The organism is Streptococcus agalactiae, from assembly GCF_949788565.1.
Classification (GTDB): domain Bacteria; phylum Bacillota; class Bacilli; order Lactobacillales; family Streptococcaceae; genus Streptococcus; species Streptococcus agalactiae.
Genome location: NZ_OX460931.1, coordinates 97,501 through 113,444, shown reverse-complemented (window position 1 = coordinate 113,444; position 15,944 = coordinate 97,501). Strand labels below are relative to the sequence as shown.

Annotated in this window: 17 protein-coding genes and 9 tRNA genes; all 26 read right to left on the bottom strand. The window is 35.9% G+C overall.

Annotated features, from left to right (window positions below):
* Positions 1-29 precede the first annotated feature (29 nt).
* On the bottom strand, positions 30-599 hold the full coding sequence (locus QOR44_RS00780; protein ID WP_000599668.1) for a TIGR01440 family protein: 570 nt from the start codon (positions 597-599) through the stop codon (positions 30-32).
* Positions 596-1,060, bottom strand: a complete 465-nt coding sequence (locus tag QOR44_RS00775; protein WP_001224405.1) for an ECF transporter S component — start codon at positions 1,058-1,060, stop codon at positions 596-598. Before QOR44_RS00775 ends, QOR44_RS00780 begins: the two co-directional genes overlap by 4 nt.
* A gap of 9 nt (positions 1,061-1,069) precedes the next feature.
* A complete protein-coding gene (locus tag QOR44_RS00770) occupies positions 1,070-1,828 on the bottom strand; it encodes a bifunctional hydroxymethylpyrimidine kinase/phosphomethylpyrimidine kinase (protein ID WP_000857667.1) in 759 nt (252 codons plus the stop codon).
* Positions 1,791-2,567, bottom strand: a complete 777-nt coding sequence (gene truA, locus QOR44_RS00765) for a tRNA pseudouridine(38-40) synthase TruA (RefSeq protein WP_000199161.1) — start codon at positions 2,565-2,567, stop codon at positions 1,791-1,793. Before truA ends, QOR44_RS00770 begins: the two co-directional genes overlap by 38 nt.
* 70 nt (positions 2,568-2,637) lie before the next feature.
* Entirely contained in the window at positions 2,638-3,885 is a 1,248-nt protein-coding gene (locus QOR44_RS00760; protein WP_000256643.1) for an aminotransferase-like domain-containing protein, read from the bottom strand.
* A 117-nt stretch (positions 3,886-4,002) separates the two neighbouring features.
* Positions 4,003-5,118, bottom strand: coding sequence for a molecular chaperone DnaJ (gene dnaJ, locus QOR44_RS00755; RefSeq protein ID WP_001066281.1), 1,116 nt, complete (start codon positions 5,116-5,118; stop codon positions 4,003-4,005).
* 288 nt (positions 5,119-5,406) lie between these two features.
* Positions 5,407-7,236: a molecular chaperone DnaK gene (gene dnaK, locus QOR44_RS00750; RefSeq protein ID WP_000034648.1), complete on the bottom strand. Its 1,830-nt coding sequence runs from the start codon at positions 7,234-7,236 to the stop codon at positions 5,407-5,409.
* A gap of 180 nt (positions 7,237-7,416) precedes the next feature.
* Positions 7,417-7,989, bottom strand: a complete 573-nt coding sequence (grpE, locus tag QOR44_RS00745; RefSeq protein ID WP_001865751.1) for a nucleotide exchange factor GrpE — start codon at positions 7,987-7,989, stop codon at positions 7,417-7,419.
* A gap of 2 nt (positions 7,990-7,991) precedes the next feature.
* Positions 7,992-9,026 carry a heat-inducible transcriptional repressor HrcA gene (hrcA, locus tag QOR44_RS00740; RefSeq protein ID WP_032458911.1) on the bottom strand — a complete coding sequence of 345 codons (1,035 nt, stop codon included), beginning with the start codon at positions 9,024-9,026 and terminating at the stop codon, positions 7,992-7,994.
* A 142-nt stretch (positions 9,027-9,168) separates the two neighbouring features.
* Complete coding sequence (locus QOR44_RS00735) at positions 9,169-9,744, bottom strand: glycoside hydrolase family 73 protein (protein ID WP_001231504.1); 576 nt, start codon at positions 9,742-9,744, stop codon at positions 9,169-9,171.
* Entirely contained in the window at positions 9,741-10,493 is a 753-nt protein-coding gene (locus QOR44_RS00730; RefSeq protein ID WP_000739808.1) for a M15 family metallopeptidase, read from the bottom strand. Before QOR44_RS00730 ends, QOR44_RS00735 begins: the two co-directional genes overlap by 4 nt.
* The gene (locus tag QOR44_RS00725) at positions 10,490-11,182 is read right to left on the bottom strand and encodes a histidine phosphatase family protein (RefSeq protein WP_000049274.1); all 693 of its coding nucleotides are present in this window, start codon (positions 11,180-11,182) and stop codon (positions 10,490-10,492) included. Before QOR44_RS00725 ends, QOR44_RS00730 begins: the two co-directional genes overlap by 4 nt.
* 121 nt (positions 11,183-11,303) lie before the next feature.
* Positions 11,304-11,783: a sigma-70 RNA polymerase sigma factor region 4 domain-containing protein gene (locus QOR44_RS00720; protein ID WP_001204194.1), complete on the bottom strand. Its 480-nt coding sequence runs from the start codon at positions 11,781-11,783 to the stop codon at positions 11,304-11,306.
* Positions 11,784-11,982: 199 nt separating this feature from the next.
* The gene (locus tag QOR44_RS00715) at positions 11,983-12,402 is read right to left on the bottom strand and encodes a YjdF family protein (RefSeq protein ID WP_000784699.1); all 420 of its coding nucleotides are present in this window, start codon (positions 12,400-12,402) and stop codon (positions 11,983-11,985) included.
* A 173-nt stretch (positions 12,403-12,575) separates the two neighbouring features.
* Positions 12,576-13,172 (bottom strand): nucleotidyltransferase family protein, encoded by a 597-nt coding sequence (locus tag QOR44_RS00710; RefSeq protein ID WP_000161845.1) that lies wholly within the window; start codon positions 13,170-13,172, stop codon positions 12,576-12,578.
* 915 nt (positions 13,173-14,087) lie between these two features.
* Positions 14,088-14,258 carry a hypothetical protein gene (locus tag QOR44_RS00705; RefSeq protein ID WP_000840973.1) on the bottom strand — a complete coding sequence of 57 codons (171 nt, stop codon included), beginning with the start codon at positions 14,256-14,258 and terminating at the stop codon, positions 14,088-14,090.
* Positions 14,259-14,327: 69 nt separating this feature from the next.
* Positions 14,328-14,759, bottom strand: coding sequence for a hypothetical protein (locus QOR44_RS00700; RefSeq protein WP_000761053.1), 432 nt, complete (start codon positions 14,757-14,759; stop codon positions 14,328-14,330).
* Between the two features lie 413 nt (positions 14,760-15,172).
* Positions 15,173-15,256, bottom strand: a tRNA-Leu gene (locus QOR44_RS00695).
* A gap of 10 nt (positions 15,257-15,266) precedes the next feature.
* Positions 15,267-15,338, bottom strand: a tRNA-Gln gene (locus tag QOR44_RS00690).
* A 6-nt stretch (positions 15,339-15,344) separates the two neighbouring features.
* Positions 15,345-15,417: transfer RNA gene (locus QOR44_RS00685), tRNA-His, on the bottom strand.
* Positions 15,418-15,431: 14 nt separating this feature from the next.
* Positions 15,432-15,502, bottom strand: a tRNA-Trp gene (locus QOR44_RS00680).
* Between the two features lie 6 nt (positions 15,503-15,508).
* Positions 15,509-15,589 (bottom strand) — tRNA-Tyr (locus QOR44_RS00675).
* A gap of 11 nt (positions 15,590-15,600) precedes the next feature.
* Positions 15,601-15,673, bottom strand: a tRNA-Phe gene (locus QOR44_RS00670).
* Positions 15,674-15,675: 2 nt separating this feature from the next.
* Positions 15,676-15,749 (bottom strand) — tRNA-Met (locus tag QOR44_RS00665).
* 10 nt (positions 15,750-15,759) lie between these two features.
* Positions 15,760-15,849, bottom strand: a tRNA-Ser gene (locus QOR44_RS00660).
* 13 nt (positions 15,850-15,862) lie between these two features.
* Positions 15,863-15,934 (bottom strand) — tRNA-Glu (locus tag QOR44_RS00655).
* Between the last annotated feature and the right edge of the window lie 10 nt (positions 15,935-15,944).

Sequence of the window (15,944 nt, the reverse complement as noted above, 5' to 3'; positions counted from 1 at the left end):
AATAAACCTCTGCAGAGCAGAGGTTTATTTTAAAATTTACGGATTGGATCGCTCGTATATCCTGCTCTAGCACCGCCAATTAATTTAGGACGACTAGCTAGTGCTGTAACGTGTGCTCCTCCCAACTCACGACTAATTGGAATCAAGGGAACTTGTACTCTCTTGATATGCATTCCAATAGAAGTATCTCCAATATCAATTCCAGCATGTGCCACAATTTCTTCAACCTCAACTGGTGATGTCATCAACTTAAAAGCTGCAACCTGACCACTACCGCCAGCATGTAGATTAGGAACAACATTAACGACTTCCAACTGTTGACGTTCAGCCAATTCTGCTTCAACAACCAACGCTCTATTAACATGTTCACAACCTTGAACTGCTAAATAGATGCCGCGTGAATGTAACTCTTTGAGGATAACTTCAACGATAATTTCACCAATTTCAGAACTAGAATTTTTTCCAATTAAACCACCAGAAACCTCACTAGATGATAGACCTAGTACAAAAATTTGACCTTTTTTAAGAGCACTACGATCAATAATATCAACTACAATAGCTTTAGTTTCCTGCTTTAACTTATTATAATCTAGTATCATTTCTTCACTCTTTCTAGAGACTTATTAAGAGCAAAACCAACGACCATACCAACCATATTTTGCATAATATTGCCAGGAATATCTGGTAGAACAGCTCCCCAACCATACATCAATCCACTAGCTATAGCATAACCTAATACCATAACAAGAGTTGCACTAATAAGACCTAAAAGACGTCTTCTACCTGGTAAACCCGCTAAATACCCTTGCGCCCCATGAATCAATAAACTAAAGAACATCCAATTGGGATAACCTTTCAATAAATCAATTAAAAAACCAGCTAAGGCACCTACCACAGCTCCCTCTTTTTTGCCAAAGTAAAAGGCAGCAAAGAATATTCCAGCATCTAGTAATGTCAAAAAACCTGTTGGTGTCGGAATACTTATAAACATCCCCAATACAATAGATATAGCTGTTACAATTGCCAATTGAACCAATTGACTAGTTTTCTCTTTCCTCATTAAAATCTCCTAAAAATGTTGGACAACTCCGTACTTATCCGATGCTTTAATAGCTTGATAGACGAAACCTTTAGACATTTTGACTGCATCTTCTACATTTTTACCCATAGCTAATTGGCTGGCAATACTTGACGCAAATGTACATCCAGCACCTGTATTATTGGCATCTACTACAGGAAAAACATAGGTTTCAAAACATTCACCATCATAGTAAAGGTCTGTAGCCTCTTCAGCATTTAAACGGTTGCCCCCTTTGATAACAACATGTTTAGCCCCCATATCGTAAAGTTTCTCAGCAGCAATTTTCATTTGATCTAAGTTTTCAATCGAAAGACCCGTCAATAATTGAGCCTCTACTAAATTAGGAGTAATCACATCAGCATATGGGAAAAATGCAATTAGCTGCTCACGTAATTGGCTAACTTCTAAATCATGATTTTCTTTACAAACTAAGACTGGGTCTAAGACTACTGGACATTCTTGTTTTGATTTTACAAATTCCAAAACAACTTGTGCTGTTTCTACATTGGGAAGTAATCCTAGTTTAATAGACCCAAACTCTACATCTTTTAAACTTTCTAGTTGCTGCTTTAGTATAGATGCCTCTATAGGAATGACTTCAAACCCTTTATCTGACATTGCTGTTAAGCATGTTACTGCCACAAAACCATGTAATTTATTAACAACGTAAGTTGCTAAATCTGCATGCAAGCCGCCGCCAGAGAAAATATCATTTCCTGAAATTGCTAAAACATTCCTCGTCTTCATAAATAATCTCCTTCAAATATAAACCATTTCCTGCCGCAGTTGGACCTGCTAAATCCCGATTTTTAGCCTGTAAAATTGTTTTGATTTGGCTAATAGGCATGTGTCCATTACCAATTTTTAGCAGGGTGCCAACCATGTTACGCACCTGTTTATACAAAAAACCATTTCCTGTAAAGGTAAAAATTAAAAGATTTTTAGACGCTTCAAACTGAATTTTCGCATCAAAAATAGTACGTACTTTATTTTCTACACTCGTACCTGAAGCAGTAAAGCCTGTAAAGTCATGGGTACCTACTAAATCTTTAATAGCTTCTTTCATAAGCTCAATAATGACAGGATAAGGGTAATGTGTCGCATAGTTTCTCATCATAGGATTTTTCGGCCTACCGATATCTACTAAAAACTCATAAGTTTTAATGTGTTTATCATATCGACAATGAAAATCATCAGACACTTGCTCTACTTTGACAATATCAATATCGTCTGGACACTGTGTATCTAAACCAAAGCGTAATTTTTCTACATCACGCGCCTGTGGTAAATCAAAATGAATAACTTGTCCATAAGCATGAACACCAGCATCTGTGCGACCAGCACCATGGATTATCACATCGTTCCCGCTATTTAGGCGCTTAAGAGTTCTCTCAATTTCTTCTTGAACTGTCCTACAATTTGGTTGTCTTTGGAAGCCTGAAAAAGCTGAACCATCATAAGAAATCTGTGCCTTATACCTTGTCATGGGTTTATTTTACCACCTTTCATTTATGAAAACTATAATATCTATTTTAAACTGTCCCCCTACAATTATACTACAACGATCCCAAGAACTGCTTTAAGCAGGAATCATTTTTTACTTGTAAGAGAGATTGATGCGATTTTTGACAAAAATAATTTTCCAAAGTATCGCCGTATTGCCGTAATATTTTGAAGTTATCGAGTTTCGAACAATCAAATAATACACTATCGTGATGTAAACTATATGGGGGTAGATTAGGCTGATCAACTAAAATAGATTTTGAATTTGCAAGGTCTTTCTGATAACGATATTTCAAATATTGACTATTCTTACCATAAAGGCCATTTTCAATATAAAGCGCTAATGCTTTTTGTAAAATCAGATTAGTATCATAATCCATCAACTTCTTGTAAGCCATAAATGTTGATTTTAAAGCTTGTGGTAAACAAATCGCAGCTAATCTTAAAGCAGGGAAAATAGCCTTTGAAAAAGATTTTAGATAAATAACACGCCCGTGAGTATCATAATAATGTAATGGTGACTGACTTGCAAAATCAGACATATAGTCATCTTCCACAATATAAACATCATACTTCTCTGCCATCTCTATTAATCTTTTCATCTCTACCGGATTATAGGATGTTCCCAAAGGATTATGCATGCGAGGTATAACATAAAAAAACTTAATTGATTGTGTCTGGAAAATCTCCTCTAAGCGCTGAAAATCAATTCCATGAGTACCTCGAGAAATAGTTTCATAGGGTAAATTTTGTGTTTTGATTAGTTCAATCATACGAGGATAGGTCGGTTCTTCTATTAAAACTCGAGATTTTCGATTTGGAAAGGTAACCTGTGTCAAAATAAATAATGCCTGTTGAGTACCAGCCGTAATAACAATATCATCAAGAGGAACATAGACCCCTGTTTCTTCCATTAATTTAGCCACCGCTTTACTTAAATCAAGAAGACCTTCTTGACGATAGTAATAATTGAAAAGGTAATCTTCCCTACCAATAAGGGTCTCATTCAAACACAATCTAAAATCATCATAAGCTATATTTGCAATCTCAGAGTTTGGTAAACTAACCCCTTCTTCAACTTCCTCTTGATGAGAATCAAAGACGTAATAGCCTGACCTAGGCTTTGCATAGATATAATTATCAAAACGCAATTCCATCAAAACTCGTTGCACTGTATCTTTGTTACAGGAAAATTGATTAGCTAACTGTCTTATAGATGGTAGGCGATCTCCTGGAGCCAACTTACCATTTTGTATAGAAGCTATCAAATATGAGCGAATCTCTTCAATTTTGGTTACCATAAAAATTGTCCCCCTACAATATTAGATTCATTGTACTGTAAAATTTAGGTTCAAGCAATCCCTCTAGCAATAACTACAAAAAAGTCTAGAATACTTTCGATTCTAGACTTTTATTTTTTAATCAACATCTAAAGCATCTTTGACTTTATCAAAGAAACCTTTCTTCTTCGGATGTACCATCTTATCTCCACTTGCCTCTGCAAAAGCGTGCAATGCCTCTTTTTGAGCATCATTCAATTTAGTAGGAGTTACGATGTTAACAGTAACATGCTGATCACCTTGTCCACCCCCTCGAAGTTTAGGGGCACCTTTTCCGCGAAGACGGAACGTTTTTCCTGTCTGAGTACCAGCAGGAATTGACATTTCTACCGCTCCATGGACAGTAGGTATATCAATTGTATCACCCAAAGCAGCTTGGACAAAGCTAATATTCAAAGTATAATAAATTGTTGATCCATTACGCTCAAACTGTTGGCTTGGGAGAACGTTAATAATGACAAAGAGATCACCATAAGGACCACCATTGAAGCCAGCTTCACCTTGTCCTGTTAAACGAATTTGTTGCCCAGTTTCAACTCCTGCAGGTATTTTAACTGATACTTTATGCGTCTTCTTCTCATGACCAGTTCCATGACATGTTGGACATTTCTCTTTGATTTCTTGACCACTACCCTGACAAACATCACAAGTCACTTGGCGACGCATTGTTCCTAGAGGTGTTTGTGTATCAACATTAATCACACCCGAACCATGACACTTTTGACAAGTCACAGGGCTAGTACCTGGCTTAGCTCCACTTCCTGAACAAGTATGACATGATGACTCACGATTATAAGATACTTCTTTTTCAGCTCCAAAGATAGCTTCTTCAAAACTTAAATTAACACGATATTGTAGGTCATCTCCTTGACGTGGTGCATTAGGATTGCGCATCCCTCCTCCACCAAAAAAGCTTGAGAAGATGTCTTCAAAACCACCAAAGCCACCACCATCGAAGCCACCAAAACCGCCATTTGCCCCAGCAGCGCCATATTGATCATAGGCAGCACGTTTTTGTGTATCACTCAAGGTTTCATAAGCTTCTTGGACCTCTTTATATTTTTCCTCTGCTCCCGCTTCCTTATTAATATCTGGATGGTATTTCTTAGACATCCTACGGTAAGCTTTTTTTATTTCGTCCTGAGAAGCATCTTTTGAAACGCCAAGACGATCATAAAATTCTGTATTGTTCATTATCTAATCCTTTATATTTTGTTCATATACTACACTTGAAGAGATTAACAATTATTCTTGCCCAGTTACAGCTCTAAATAGTTAACATATATATGACACTTAATAAAACAGACGGAGCGAGGCGCCCCGCCTATTTATTATTAATATGTTTTTATTTAGTGATAGCGAAATTAGCTTATGTAATCTGAAACTTATCTAGATTATTGAGCAACCCCTATCACGAAGAACTTTACTATGCTAGTATAGTTTTCATGCTTATATTCAAATGAATCTGAACAATATTAATAATTATTTCTCAGTGAATTCTCCATCTACAACATCATCACCCTTGCTTGATGAATCAGCTGATTGTGCACCTTCAGCCCCTTGAGCTGCTTGTTGTGCTGCAGCCGCTTGTTCGTAAAGTTTAACTGCAAGAGCTTGTGCTTTTTCGTTAAGAGCTTCAAGTTTAGCTTTCATGTCGTCAAGGTTACCTGATTCTTGAGCTTTTTTCAACTCATCAAGTGCTGATTGCGCTGCATCACGTTCTGTATCAAAGCCTTTGCCTTCAGTTTCTTTAATAGTTTTTTCTGTTGCAAAGATGGCTTGGTCAACTTCATTTTTAAGATCAACTTCTTCTTTACGTTTTGCATCTGCTTCAGCATTTGCTTCAGCATCTTTCATCATTTTATCAATTTCTTCATCAGTTAATCCTGAATTAGATTGGATAACAATGTGTTGTTCTTTTTGAGTACCAAGGTCTTTTGCTTTAACAGATACAATACCATTTTTATCGATATCAAATGTTACTTCAATTTGTGGGATTCCACGAGGTGCAGCTGGGATATCAGTCAATTGGAAGCGACCGAGTGTTTTGTTATCTGCTGCCATTGGGCGTTCACCTTGAAGAACATGGATATCAACGGCTGGTTGGTTGTCTGCTGCTGTTGAGAAGACTTGTGATTTAGATGTTGGGATAGTTGTGTTGCGGTCGATCAATTTAGTGAAGACACCACCCATTGTTTCAATACCAAGTGACAATGGTGTTACGTCAAGAAGTACAACGTCTTTCACATCCCCAGTGATAACACCACCTTGGATAGCAGCACCCATGGCAACCACTTCATCAGGGTTAACAGATTTATTTGGTTCTTTACCAGTTTCAGCTTTTACAGCTTCAACAACTGCTGGGATACGTGTTGATCCACCAACGAGGATAACTTCATCAATTTCTGACAATGAAAGTCCTGCATCAGAGAGTGCTTGACGAACTGGAGTTTTCGTACGTTCAACAAGGTCACGAGTGAGATCGTCAAATTTAGCACGTGATAAGCTCATCTCCAAGTGAAGAGGACCAGCAGAACCAGCAGTGATGAACGGTAATGAAATTTGAGTTTGAGTTACACCTGAAAGGTCTTTTTTAGCTTTTTCAGCAGCATCTTTCAAGCGTTGAAGAGCCATTTTGTCTTGAGAAAGATCAATACCATTTTCTTTCTTGAATTCTTCTACCAAGAAATCAATAATTTTCTGGTCAAAGTCGTCACCACCAAGTTTGTTATCACCTGCTGTTGCAAGAACGTCGAAGACACCATCACCTAATTCAAGGATTGATACGTCAAATGTACCACCACCAAGGTCAAAAACTAAGATTTTTTCATCCTTGTCAGTCTTGTCCATACCATAAGCAAGTGCGGCTGCTGTTGGTTCGTTAACGATACGTTCTACTTCAAGACCTGCAATTTTACCAGCGTCTTTAGTTGCCTGACGTTGTGCATCGTTGAAGTAAGCTGGAACAGTAATAACTGCTTTTTCTACTTTTTCTCCAAGATAGTCTTCAGCATAACCTTTAAGGTATTGAAGAATCATTGCTGAAATTTCTTGAGGAGTATATTCTTTACCATTTGCAGAAACTTTTTCAGAAGTTCCCATCTTTGATTTGATAGAGATAACAGTATCTGGATTTGTTACCGCTTGACGTTTTGCAGCATCACCCACGATAATTTCACCATTTTTGAATGATACTACTGAAGGAGTTGTACGATTGCCTTCTGGGTTAGCAATGATTTTTGATTCAGTCCCTTCAAGAACTGCTACTGCTGAGTTTGTTGTACCTAAGTCAATACCAATAATTTTAGACATGTTAATACCTCTTATTTTATAATACTTTATTACTTTTTATTTCAATTTATCTTAGTAAGCACTCGAATTATTTTACTTCCAATTCTAAGCAATCACTATAGTTTAATCAGCAAGCTGAATAGCTTCTAACTTGCTATCTAGTTTACTGTCATTACGGACAAAAACGAAAACTCATTTACCTTAGTTATAGACAACTACCATCGCTGGTCTTAGCAGACGCTCGTGCAATTTATATCCCTTTTGAAAGACTTCTGCAATGCTATCGGCTGGATGTTCATCATCGGCTGGGAGGGTCTGAACTGCCATATGAAAGTTGTGGTCAAATGAGTCGACTTCTACTTCTTCTACGCCTTCTTCCTTTAGTGCTTGAATAAGGCTATCACGAGTCATTTCTAAACCTTTTTTAACATCATCTGTCAACCCTTCAACAGCCAAGGCACGTTCTAGATTGTCAAGCGATGGTAAGATTGCTTTTGCCAGATCCTGAGAACGATAGCGTTGAAGTTGTTGACGTTCTTCACTAGAGCGACGTTGTATATTCTGCATTTCTGCATGAGCACGCAAGTATTTATTTTCAAACTCATCAGCACGCTCGTTTGCGAGTTCTAACTCTGATTTTTCAGGAATTTCTTCAATAACTTCCTCAACTGTCTCTTCAGTTTCAGTGGCTTCCACTTCTTCCTGTAAATCGTCTTTTTTAATTTCTTCTGACACTGAGTGCCTCCTTTTAAATAACTTATTGAATACTGCCATTATCAGTGAACTTCATAATGGTTAGAATTTAGGTATCGATAATAATCACCTAATTTAGCAGCCAATACCTTTCCGATAATGTTTACCAAACTAACAGACCTACGATAATCCATATCAATAGGACCAATCAAACTCAGGAGTCCAAATCCACGGTAAGGAATCAAAAATTTGTGAGTTAAAACTGACACATCTGCAAGTGCGGCTTCTTGACTATCTGCCACTTGGACAGAAGCCATCTCACCCTCTTTCAGACTTTGCCTCAAAGAAATCGCTACTTGCTGCTCATTATCCAAAAACTGATACGTTGATAGTTCTGAATATGTTAAAGAATTTACCTTGCCAGCTACAAATACCGTTTCCAGAAACAGCTCTGAAAAAACATAATCAAATAGTTGTAAAACATTATCCGTAGTTACAAAATACTTCTGAACGATCTGAGGAATTTCTGTCCTCAACTTATAATGAATATCCATGACACTACCATCCAGCAAGCGCTCCTCTACGATAGCTTTAAATGCTATCAAGTCACGTGTCAAAAAGTTTCTTGGAATAGCAAACTGCACTGTCACTGGCTTAGATTCATCTAAAGTCATGACTGCTAGAGCATCATGGTTGCTAAGCTGAACAACATCAAACCCTGTCAAACGTTGACGAGCTGGCTCCACATCTAAAATAACGGATGTATAGCCCGTCATCTCCGATAAAATATGACTAGCTTTTTGAAGCATGTCTTCTAATTTGAATGCTTCAAAATCAAAAGCTTTTATGACATAATAAATATCTTGCTCATCAATACTATCTAGTCTAAGGGAGTGCTCTACAAAATACTTAAAACCAGCTGGGCTCGGCATCCGTCCACTAGAAGTGTGCGCTTTTTCCAATAACCCCAACTTCTCTAGTTTTGCCATATCATTACGAATAGTGGCGCTACTAGAATCAATCGTTCTCTGTAAAGCTTTAGACCCTACTGGTTCATGAGTTTGTGTAAATAACTCAACGATTAAATTCAAAATATCATTTTGACGTTGTGTAATCACAAAAACATCACCCCTCTCGGTCTTTTTGAAATTAGCACTCTTACACATCGACTGCTAACTATGATTTTATTATACTCCTTTTTAAAAGATAGTCAAGGAAAAAACATCAAAAATTAGCACTCTTATTCAAAGAGTGCTAATATCACTTATCATATCTTGTTAAATCATACAAATCAATGATTTCCGTCATTTTTTTAGCGTACTTTTTGTCATTATCAAAACCACTATCTTGTAATTTTTGCACTAAAGTTTTTGGATTTTTAACAGACACCATTATAGTATACGAATCTTTTTTGCCTGTCGCTCCAGATTTTATATGAGCAAGGTAATCATACATTGAATACTTCCAAGATTTATAATGAGTAAATTGCTTTTCCTGTTTTTTTCCTGTACTACTATCATTTAAGGTAATTGAGGGCGTTCCTGGTTCTGCAAGCAAACCAAACAGATTATGATACTTATTAGCTAATATTTTCTCTCCGAAATCAGAATCCAAAGCCGCCTGTGCAATAATAAATGAAGGACGAATACCGTACGACTTTCCTAGATCTTGCGCATCTGGCACAATTTTTTGTATAAATTCTTCTTTGGTGTAGGTAACACTCTGCCTAGAATTAGCATCTACTTTTCCCTTATGGTTTAAAAGCGGAAAAAGAATAAAGAAAAAGAAAATAAAAGTAACAACAATAAAATTTAGCAAGGAAAAACGTTTCCTCATTGGTTATTCTCCTTTAATAAAGTTATGTATTCTTCTAATGTTAAATGATGTTTGGCCATATATTTTGCAGACTCTACCCCAACATAGCGGTAATGCCAATCTTCATAACCTACCCCTGTTTCTGCTGTTTTACCATCCGGAAACCGTAAGACAAAACCATATTGTGGAGCTATCTTTTTCAACTGACTGACTACTCTAGGATCGCTCTCATTCAAAGAATCTACAGTACTCATATCCATCGCTAATCCAGTCTGGTGTTCACTAGCACCTGCAGGCTGAGAGTAAGTTTTTACCAACTTTTCTGCTTGTTCCTTCGTCAAATTAGGGTTACTAGTCATTTCTTGAGTAACATAAGAATTGAACAACTTCTCCTGATAGGCAACACTACGATAACCCGAAATTAAATGTTCTCGTGAATCAATTGCTCTAGCAGCCTCTAAAAACTGAGTAGCTTGCTTCGTAATACGTTTATCCAAATAAATATTTTCAACAGGCACCACATCTGGACTTAATTCTTCATGTTTATGGTCACGATTGACCAAAATCAAGTTCCAATCTTTTGATGATACAGCTGGTAATCGTAATTTCTTATTTCTTTTTTGAGAGGATGTCTTTTTTATATCCTCATTCCTCAACTTTTGAGATGATGATTGTTGACTGTTAGGCTTCAATAAAGCAAAAAGACTAAAGCATAGTATCGCAAGTAGAACACCAACTAAACTGAATCGGATAACTTTATTTTTTTTCATTGTAATGTTTTTTCTAAAATTTCTCTTCCTTTTTCTCGATAGGACATATCCCCAATAGATTGAATAGAAAATGTTCCATCTTCAAAATCAACGACTGAGACACTACCATTGTTTAAGCCTAAACTACGAGGGGTACTGTGGTCGATTAACCATAAAAAAGTCGCAATAGTCATCCCATGACTGACAACAATCGCATTACCTCCCCCAATATCCTCTATTTTTTTAGCTATAGCAGTGAAGCCTGACAGAATACGGTTACTCAATATTGCCCACGGTTCTGCCCAGCCAGCCGTATCAACTTGACAAATCAAATTAGCAATTTCTTCGTGTGTCAAATGGCTCATATCTCCGTTTGAAACTCGAGGCAGAACGCCATTAAAAAGGTCGCCATCATATCCTCCATCCAAACTACCAAAGCACCACTCGCGGATTCGTTTATCTCTCGTATAGGGAATATTTTCCTGTTGCACTTCCCTGAGAATAATTTCCATAGTTTGTAAAGTACGTCCACTATCACTAGAAAAAGCCTCTTTAAAACTAATATTTGAAGCCTTTAGTCCCAAACCAAGCTCTTTAATCCCGAGTTCTCCAAAAGTAGTTAAAGGAGTATCACTCCACCCCTGAGCGCGACCAATTGTATTAAACATTGTTTTACCATGACGAGCGATATATAAACGAACTTTACTCATACTGACACCTCACAAGCATTTTATTATATTATAACAAAAAACAAAGGCTTTCACAGGAATATATCAGCGAACTTTCCCTATAAAAAAATTCTGCAGCTATCTACTGCAGAAATAAAATCGATTAATCCGCTTTAAAAGCATTGAAAAAAGGTTGAATATCTCGTATGAATTGTTTCTTCCCCGCAAAACGTTCACCACTAATCAGTTTTTCAAATTTTTCTTTATCAATATCTGACAAAGTTTCTTCCACTTTTGTTAAAGTATCACGATAAGCAATATAGTCATCTAAAACTAGTCCTTTACTCTTAACATAGTGACTAACTTCACTGATTTCTTCATAAGGCATTTTATTAAATTGTCGCTTTTGACAATCTTGGTGTCTTAATACATCGTTTAAATAATTTGAAAATTTTGTTTTAAAGTAAATGAATAGTTTGCTTTCATTATCCAATAAATACGGATGCTCTTCAAGCAACCTAAAAAGTACAATACGTCCTTCTTGAATCCAATCATCATATTCCCAAAGTTGAACAAAATAATTTCTTCTCAGCTTCATTACGATTGGCTTTACTTTATCAAACAACTCCTCAAAATCTCTCAAAACAACTTATTCCTTTCTTAAACATATACTAAGTATAAAAAAAGTAAGGTGATAACAACATGACAATGGTGTCCTTTAAGGAAATGATTTTTTCCCAAAACACATTAATTGAGCATTATCAGACTATTTAGTGACTCATATTAGTTAACATATAAAAAGCTTGAGAGTATCATCTCAAGCTTTTTATATGATGACACAATCAATGCCCTTTTTTCTTTTGGTAACGTTTTTCTTGTTTTAATTGGTACCGATGCTTTCTTAACTCATTTTTCTTACATTTCTGACTTAATTGACGTTCGTTTTTTATACTCATATGAATAGTTTTCATCGCCAATTGCGCTTTTTTAGATACTACTGGCTTACGTTTTTCTCTATTAATTTCTCTTTGCATTCTTTTAGGACTTTTTTTGTGTTCATTCGTACGCTTTAGAGAAATATCCGTTTTAACAAACTCATATTTTTTTATCAAATCATTAAGTTTATGATTTATAAAATTAAAAACATCATCATCTTTAGGTTCTTTTCCAAAAAAATAACGAAAAACTTTGTAATCACCATCATCATCGTACTCAATCAAACCCAACCAAAAATTACCATCAAAATAGACTGTCATTTTCATACAGCCCCCTCCTTTAAATATTAAATTGCAATGGACGACCTGGAGGGAAGGTTACTGACGTTCACTGAACGCTTGCAGACTACCAACTGCAACGTGTTTTTATGCTATAACGATTATAACACAGTACACTATGATTATCGATAAACGACCTTATTAAAGGTCTATACTATTTGTTAGTCTAAAAATTTAAAAGCTGTTAAGCCAACTCCAGTAACGTTATCATTTTTTATGATTGTTAAACAAGGCCAAATATTATTCCATTTCTTCTTATCCACTCGCTTCAAATAAACATTATAACGTAATAGATCCTCTTCAAAATATGGCGTAGGACTAACAATGAAATTTAGTATTTCCTCTTCACCATAAGGGAGGTAAAGTTCGAGTTGATTTCTATCATCTAACCTTGCTCCCACTGAAGTACACTTTTCAGGAAATTTCGAAATAGCATCTTTAGAGCTAGTATACTTTGGGGTATTAGGAGAATGAGTGTTCATGTAAAATTCATTTTTAAGTTCCCAATCATACTGTGGATAGTTATCCTTTAATTGTTGTTCTAATGCCACCGTTTCTTCATAAGAAATATTTTTATCAAAAAATACAACATCAATATCTGATGTCAATGTCTCATTTATTCCAGAAAGTTTATTCCATATAAAGTTTCTCAATGTGCCAGCACACAGCCAACAATCATTCAGTGGAAGAGATTTTATTATAGCTAAAATCTTCATTATATCAGAATTACATAAAATCATATGATAAATTTTAGTCATTTTATCTCCTTTGCTACATCTCCAGACAATGTTTAAATTTTAATCTTATTATATACCATTATTAGATCAGATAGTAAGATCAACAAGAAATACATCCTTAAATTTTAAACAATTTTTAGTTATTACAATCTCGTGATTGAATGCTCCAAGTGTCAATTTAAGATAATTATTATCCCATATATTAAGCAAGAAGAATAATCATCAAGTTAACATATTAAATCAACCAGATAAAGGGATCGCTTTTGATGAAAAGAATTACATTGATGATTTATTGACAAACTGGAATATTAAAAGTATCATTTGATACCAGAATAATTACATAATTAATAAACCATTACTCAGAAAGAATAAAAACAACAATATTGTTATCCCGCCTAATACAAACAATAAACTTACATTTAGTTCACTAAAAATATTTAGCCTATTTCATATGTACAAGGTTATCAAAAGGATATTTAAGACTATGTACCAATATATGACGTTAGATACTAGGTTAAAATATTTTAACTTCTACAGTTCTTTTAAAGATGTCTTCGAAAATACTATAATGGAGCGTACATACTCCAAAATATTAAATTAAAAATAATGAAAATAAACCTTAAGTAAAGGTACATATAAACAAAGTAACTTAGAATGAGGAATCCCGATAACCTCATTTTTAGAAAAATAAAATGTCACTTTTAAAAGTAAACAAGCCTTGATTTAACAAGGTTCGAGCTTTAGAAGTTAACTTAAACACTAAGCAATGATGAGCTTTTAGTGATTATAGAGCTACTGCTTCATCATCTTTCAGTAACCTTTCTGATAGGAATTAGTAACACAATGCTCAGAGTGATAACCGCCATTGACATCAGGAACGCGAACCTCTACTTTTTCATCAATTGTATTTAAGGACTTATCCAGTTTGCAGGTAGATTACCCTATGACTTGGGGGTGCCCTCCTTCGATAACCTTATTTTCTTTCTTAACATCTTTAGAAAAATTAAACTTAACTGACTCCCCATTTTTTAACTTTTCTCTTTGAAATTCAGTTAATTCTTCTAAAACAAAAGAATTCGATCGTCCTGTATTAGCACTTTCTGCCATACTTCAAAATATATCTTCAAATTCCTTAAGATTCCATCATCCCATTATATACCTTTCTTATTGTTATTATTAATCTTCAATAGTTGATAAATTATCTGAGCCAACTGAGTCAATATTAGGCATTTGATTATCACCCAATGTGAAATTTAGAGTAAAATTGGTTAATTCACTGCCATTTGCATAACCCAAAATTAATAATAGTTGCTCTCCGCCTTGAGGGGTTCCATTACTAGCTTCCACTATACGCACACTATTCCAATCATACTTAATTTCACTAATATCTGGATTTTGGATTTTGACATATTCAGTTAATTCTTTTTCATGCTTTTTGAGATAAGCTACTTGTTCTTTTTTCATTACTTTTTTACCTTTCTTTACTGCTGACTGTTTGCTATTTTTTACTTCGTTTGACTGACTTTTAGATTCACTATTCATTTGACAGCCTGCTAGTAACATCCCAATAATAGATATGGGAATTAACCATTTTACATATTTTTTCATCATGCTCTCTTTTCTTAGAAAATAAACTTCCCATGTCAAGTATCTAATAAAAATAATTATTATTTACCAGTATGTTAAAACTAATATTAGTATAACAAATTTTCACGAGTTTAATTTTTTAGTCGTAACATATACACTGAAAAATCTTATTATTTTATACTACCTATCTATCATTCACAAACACTTTTATTACTTCAGAATCTATGACATTTAGGAGTCCTCTTTGAATTGCATTTAAATGTTGAGTCTCCACTAACTCTTGAAAAATTTCCTTATTATTTCTGCTTGTTTTAAAACTTCAATAACAATTGCAATAATGAACAACAAATATAAGTAATTTTCAGTAACTTTTTCTCAAAATTACCAGTACAATACAAAAAAGACAAGGTTTAGAAACCTTGTCTTTTAAAGTATACCGGCGGCCGGGGTCGAACCGGCACGTCCGTGAGGACACTGGATTTTGAGTCCAGCGCGTCTGCCAATTCCGCCACGCCGGCTATCTTAAAACTGGGGTAGCTGGATTCGAACCAACGCATGAGGGAGTCAAAGTCCCTTGCCTTACCGCTTGGCTATACCCCATGAAAAGGCGAGTGATGGGAATCGAACCCACGAATGTCAGAGCCACAATCTGATGTGTTAACCACTTCACCACACCCGCCATATTAGAAAAAACACGGGCAGTAGGAATCGAACCCACACTGAAGGTTTTGGAGACCTTAGTTCTACCTTTAAACTATGCCCGTTTACTATGGAGAGAGAGGGATTCGAACCCCCGAACCCGAAGGAGCGGATTTACAGTCCGCCGCGTTTAGCCTCTTCGCTATCTCTCCTAAGGTATAAATGGCGCGAGACGGAATCGAACCGCCGACACATGGAGCTTCAATCCATTGCTCTACCAACTGAGCTACCGAGCCTATTGCGGGAGCAGGATTTGAACCTACGACCTTCGGGTTATGAGCCCGACGAGCTACCTAGCTGCTCCATCCCGCGATATCTTTAAAGGAGGATGTGGGATTCGAACCCACGCACGCTTTTACACGCCTGACGGTTTTCAAGACCGTTCCCTTCAGCCGGACTTGGGTAATCCTCCATATAACAAAAAATAGTCCGTACGGGATTCGAACCCGTGTTACCGCCGTGAAAAGGCGGTGTCTTAACCCCTTGACCAACGGACCATATTCTTGA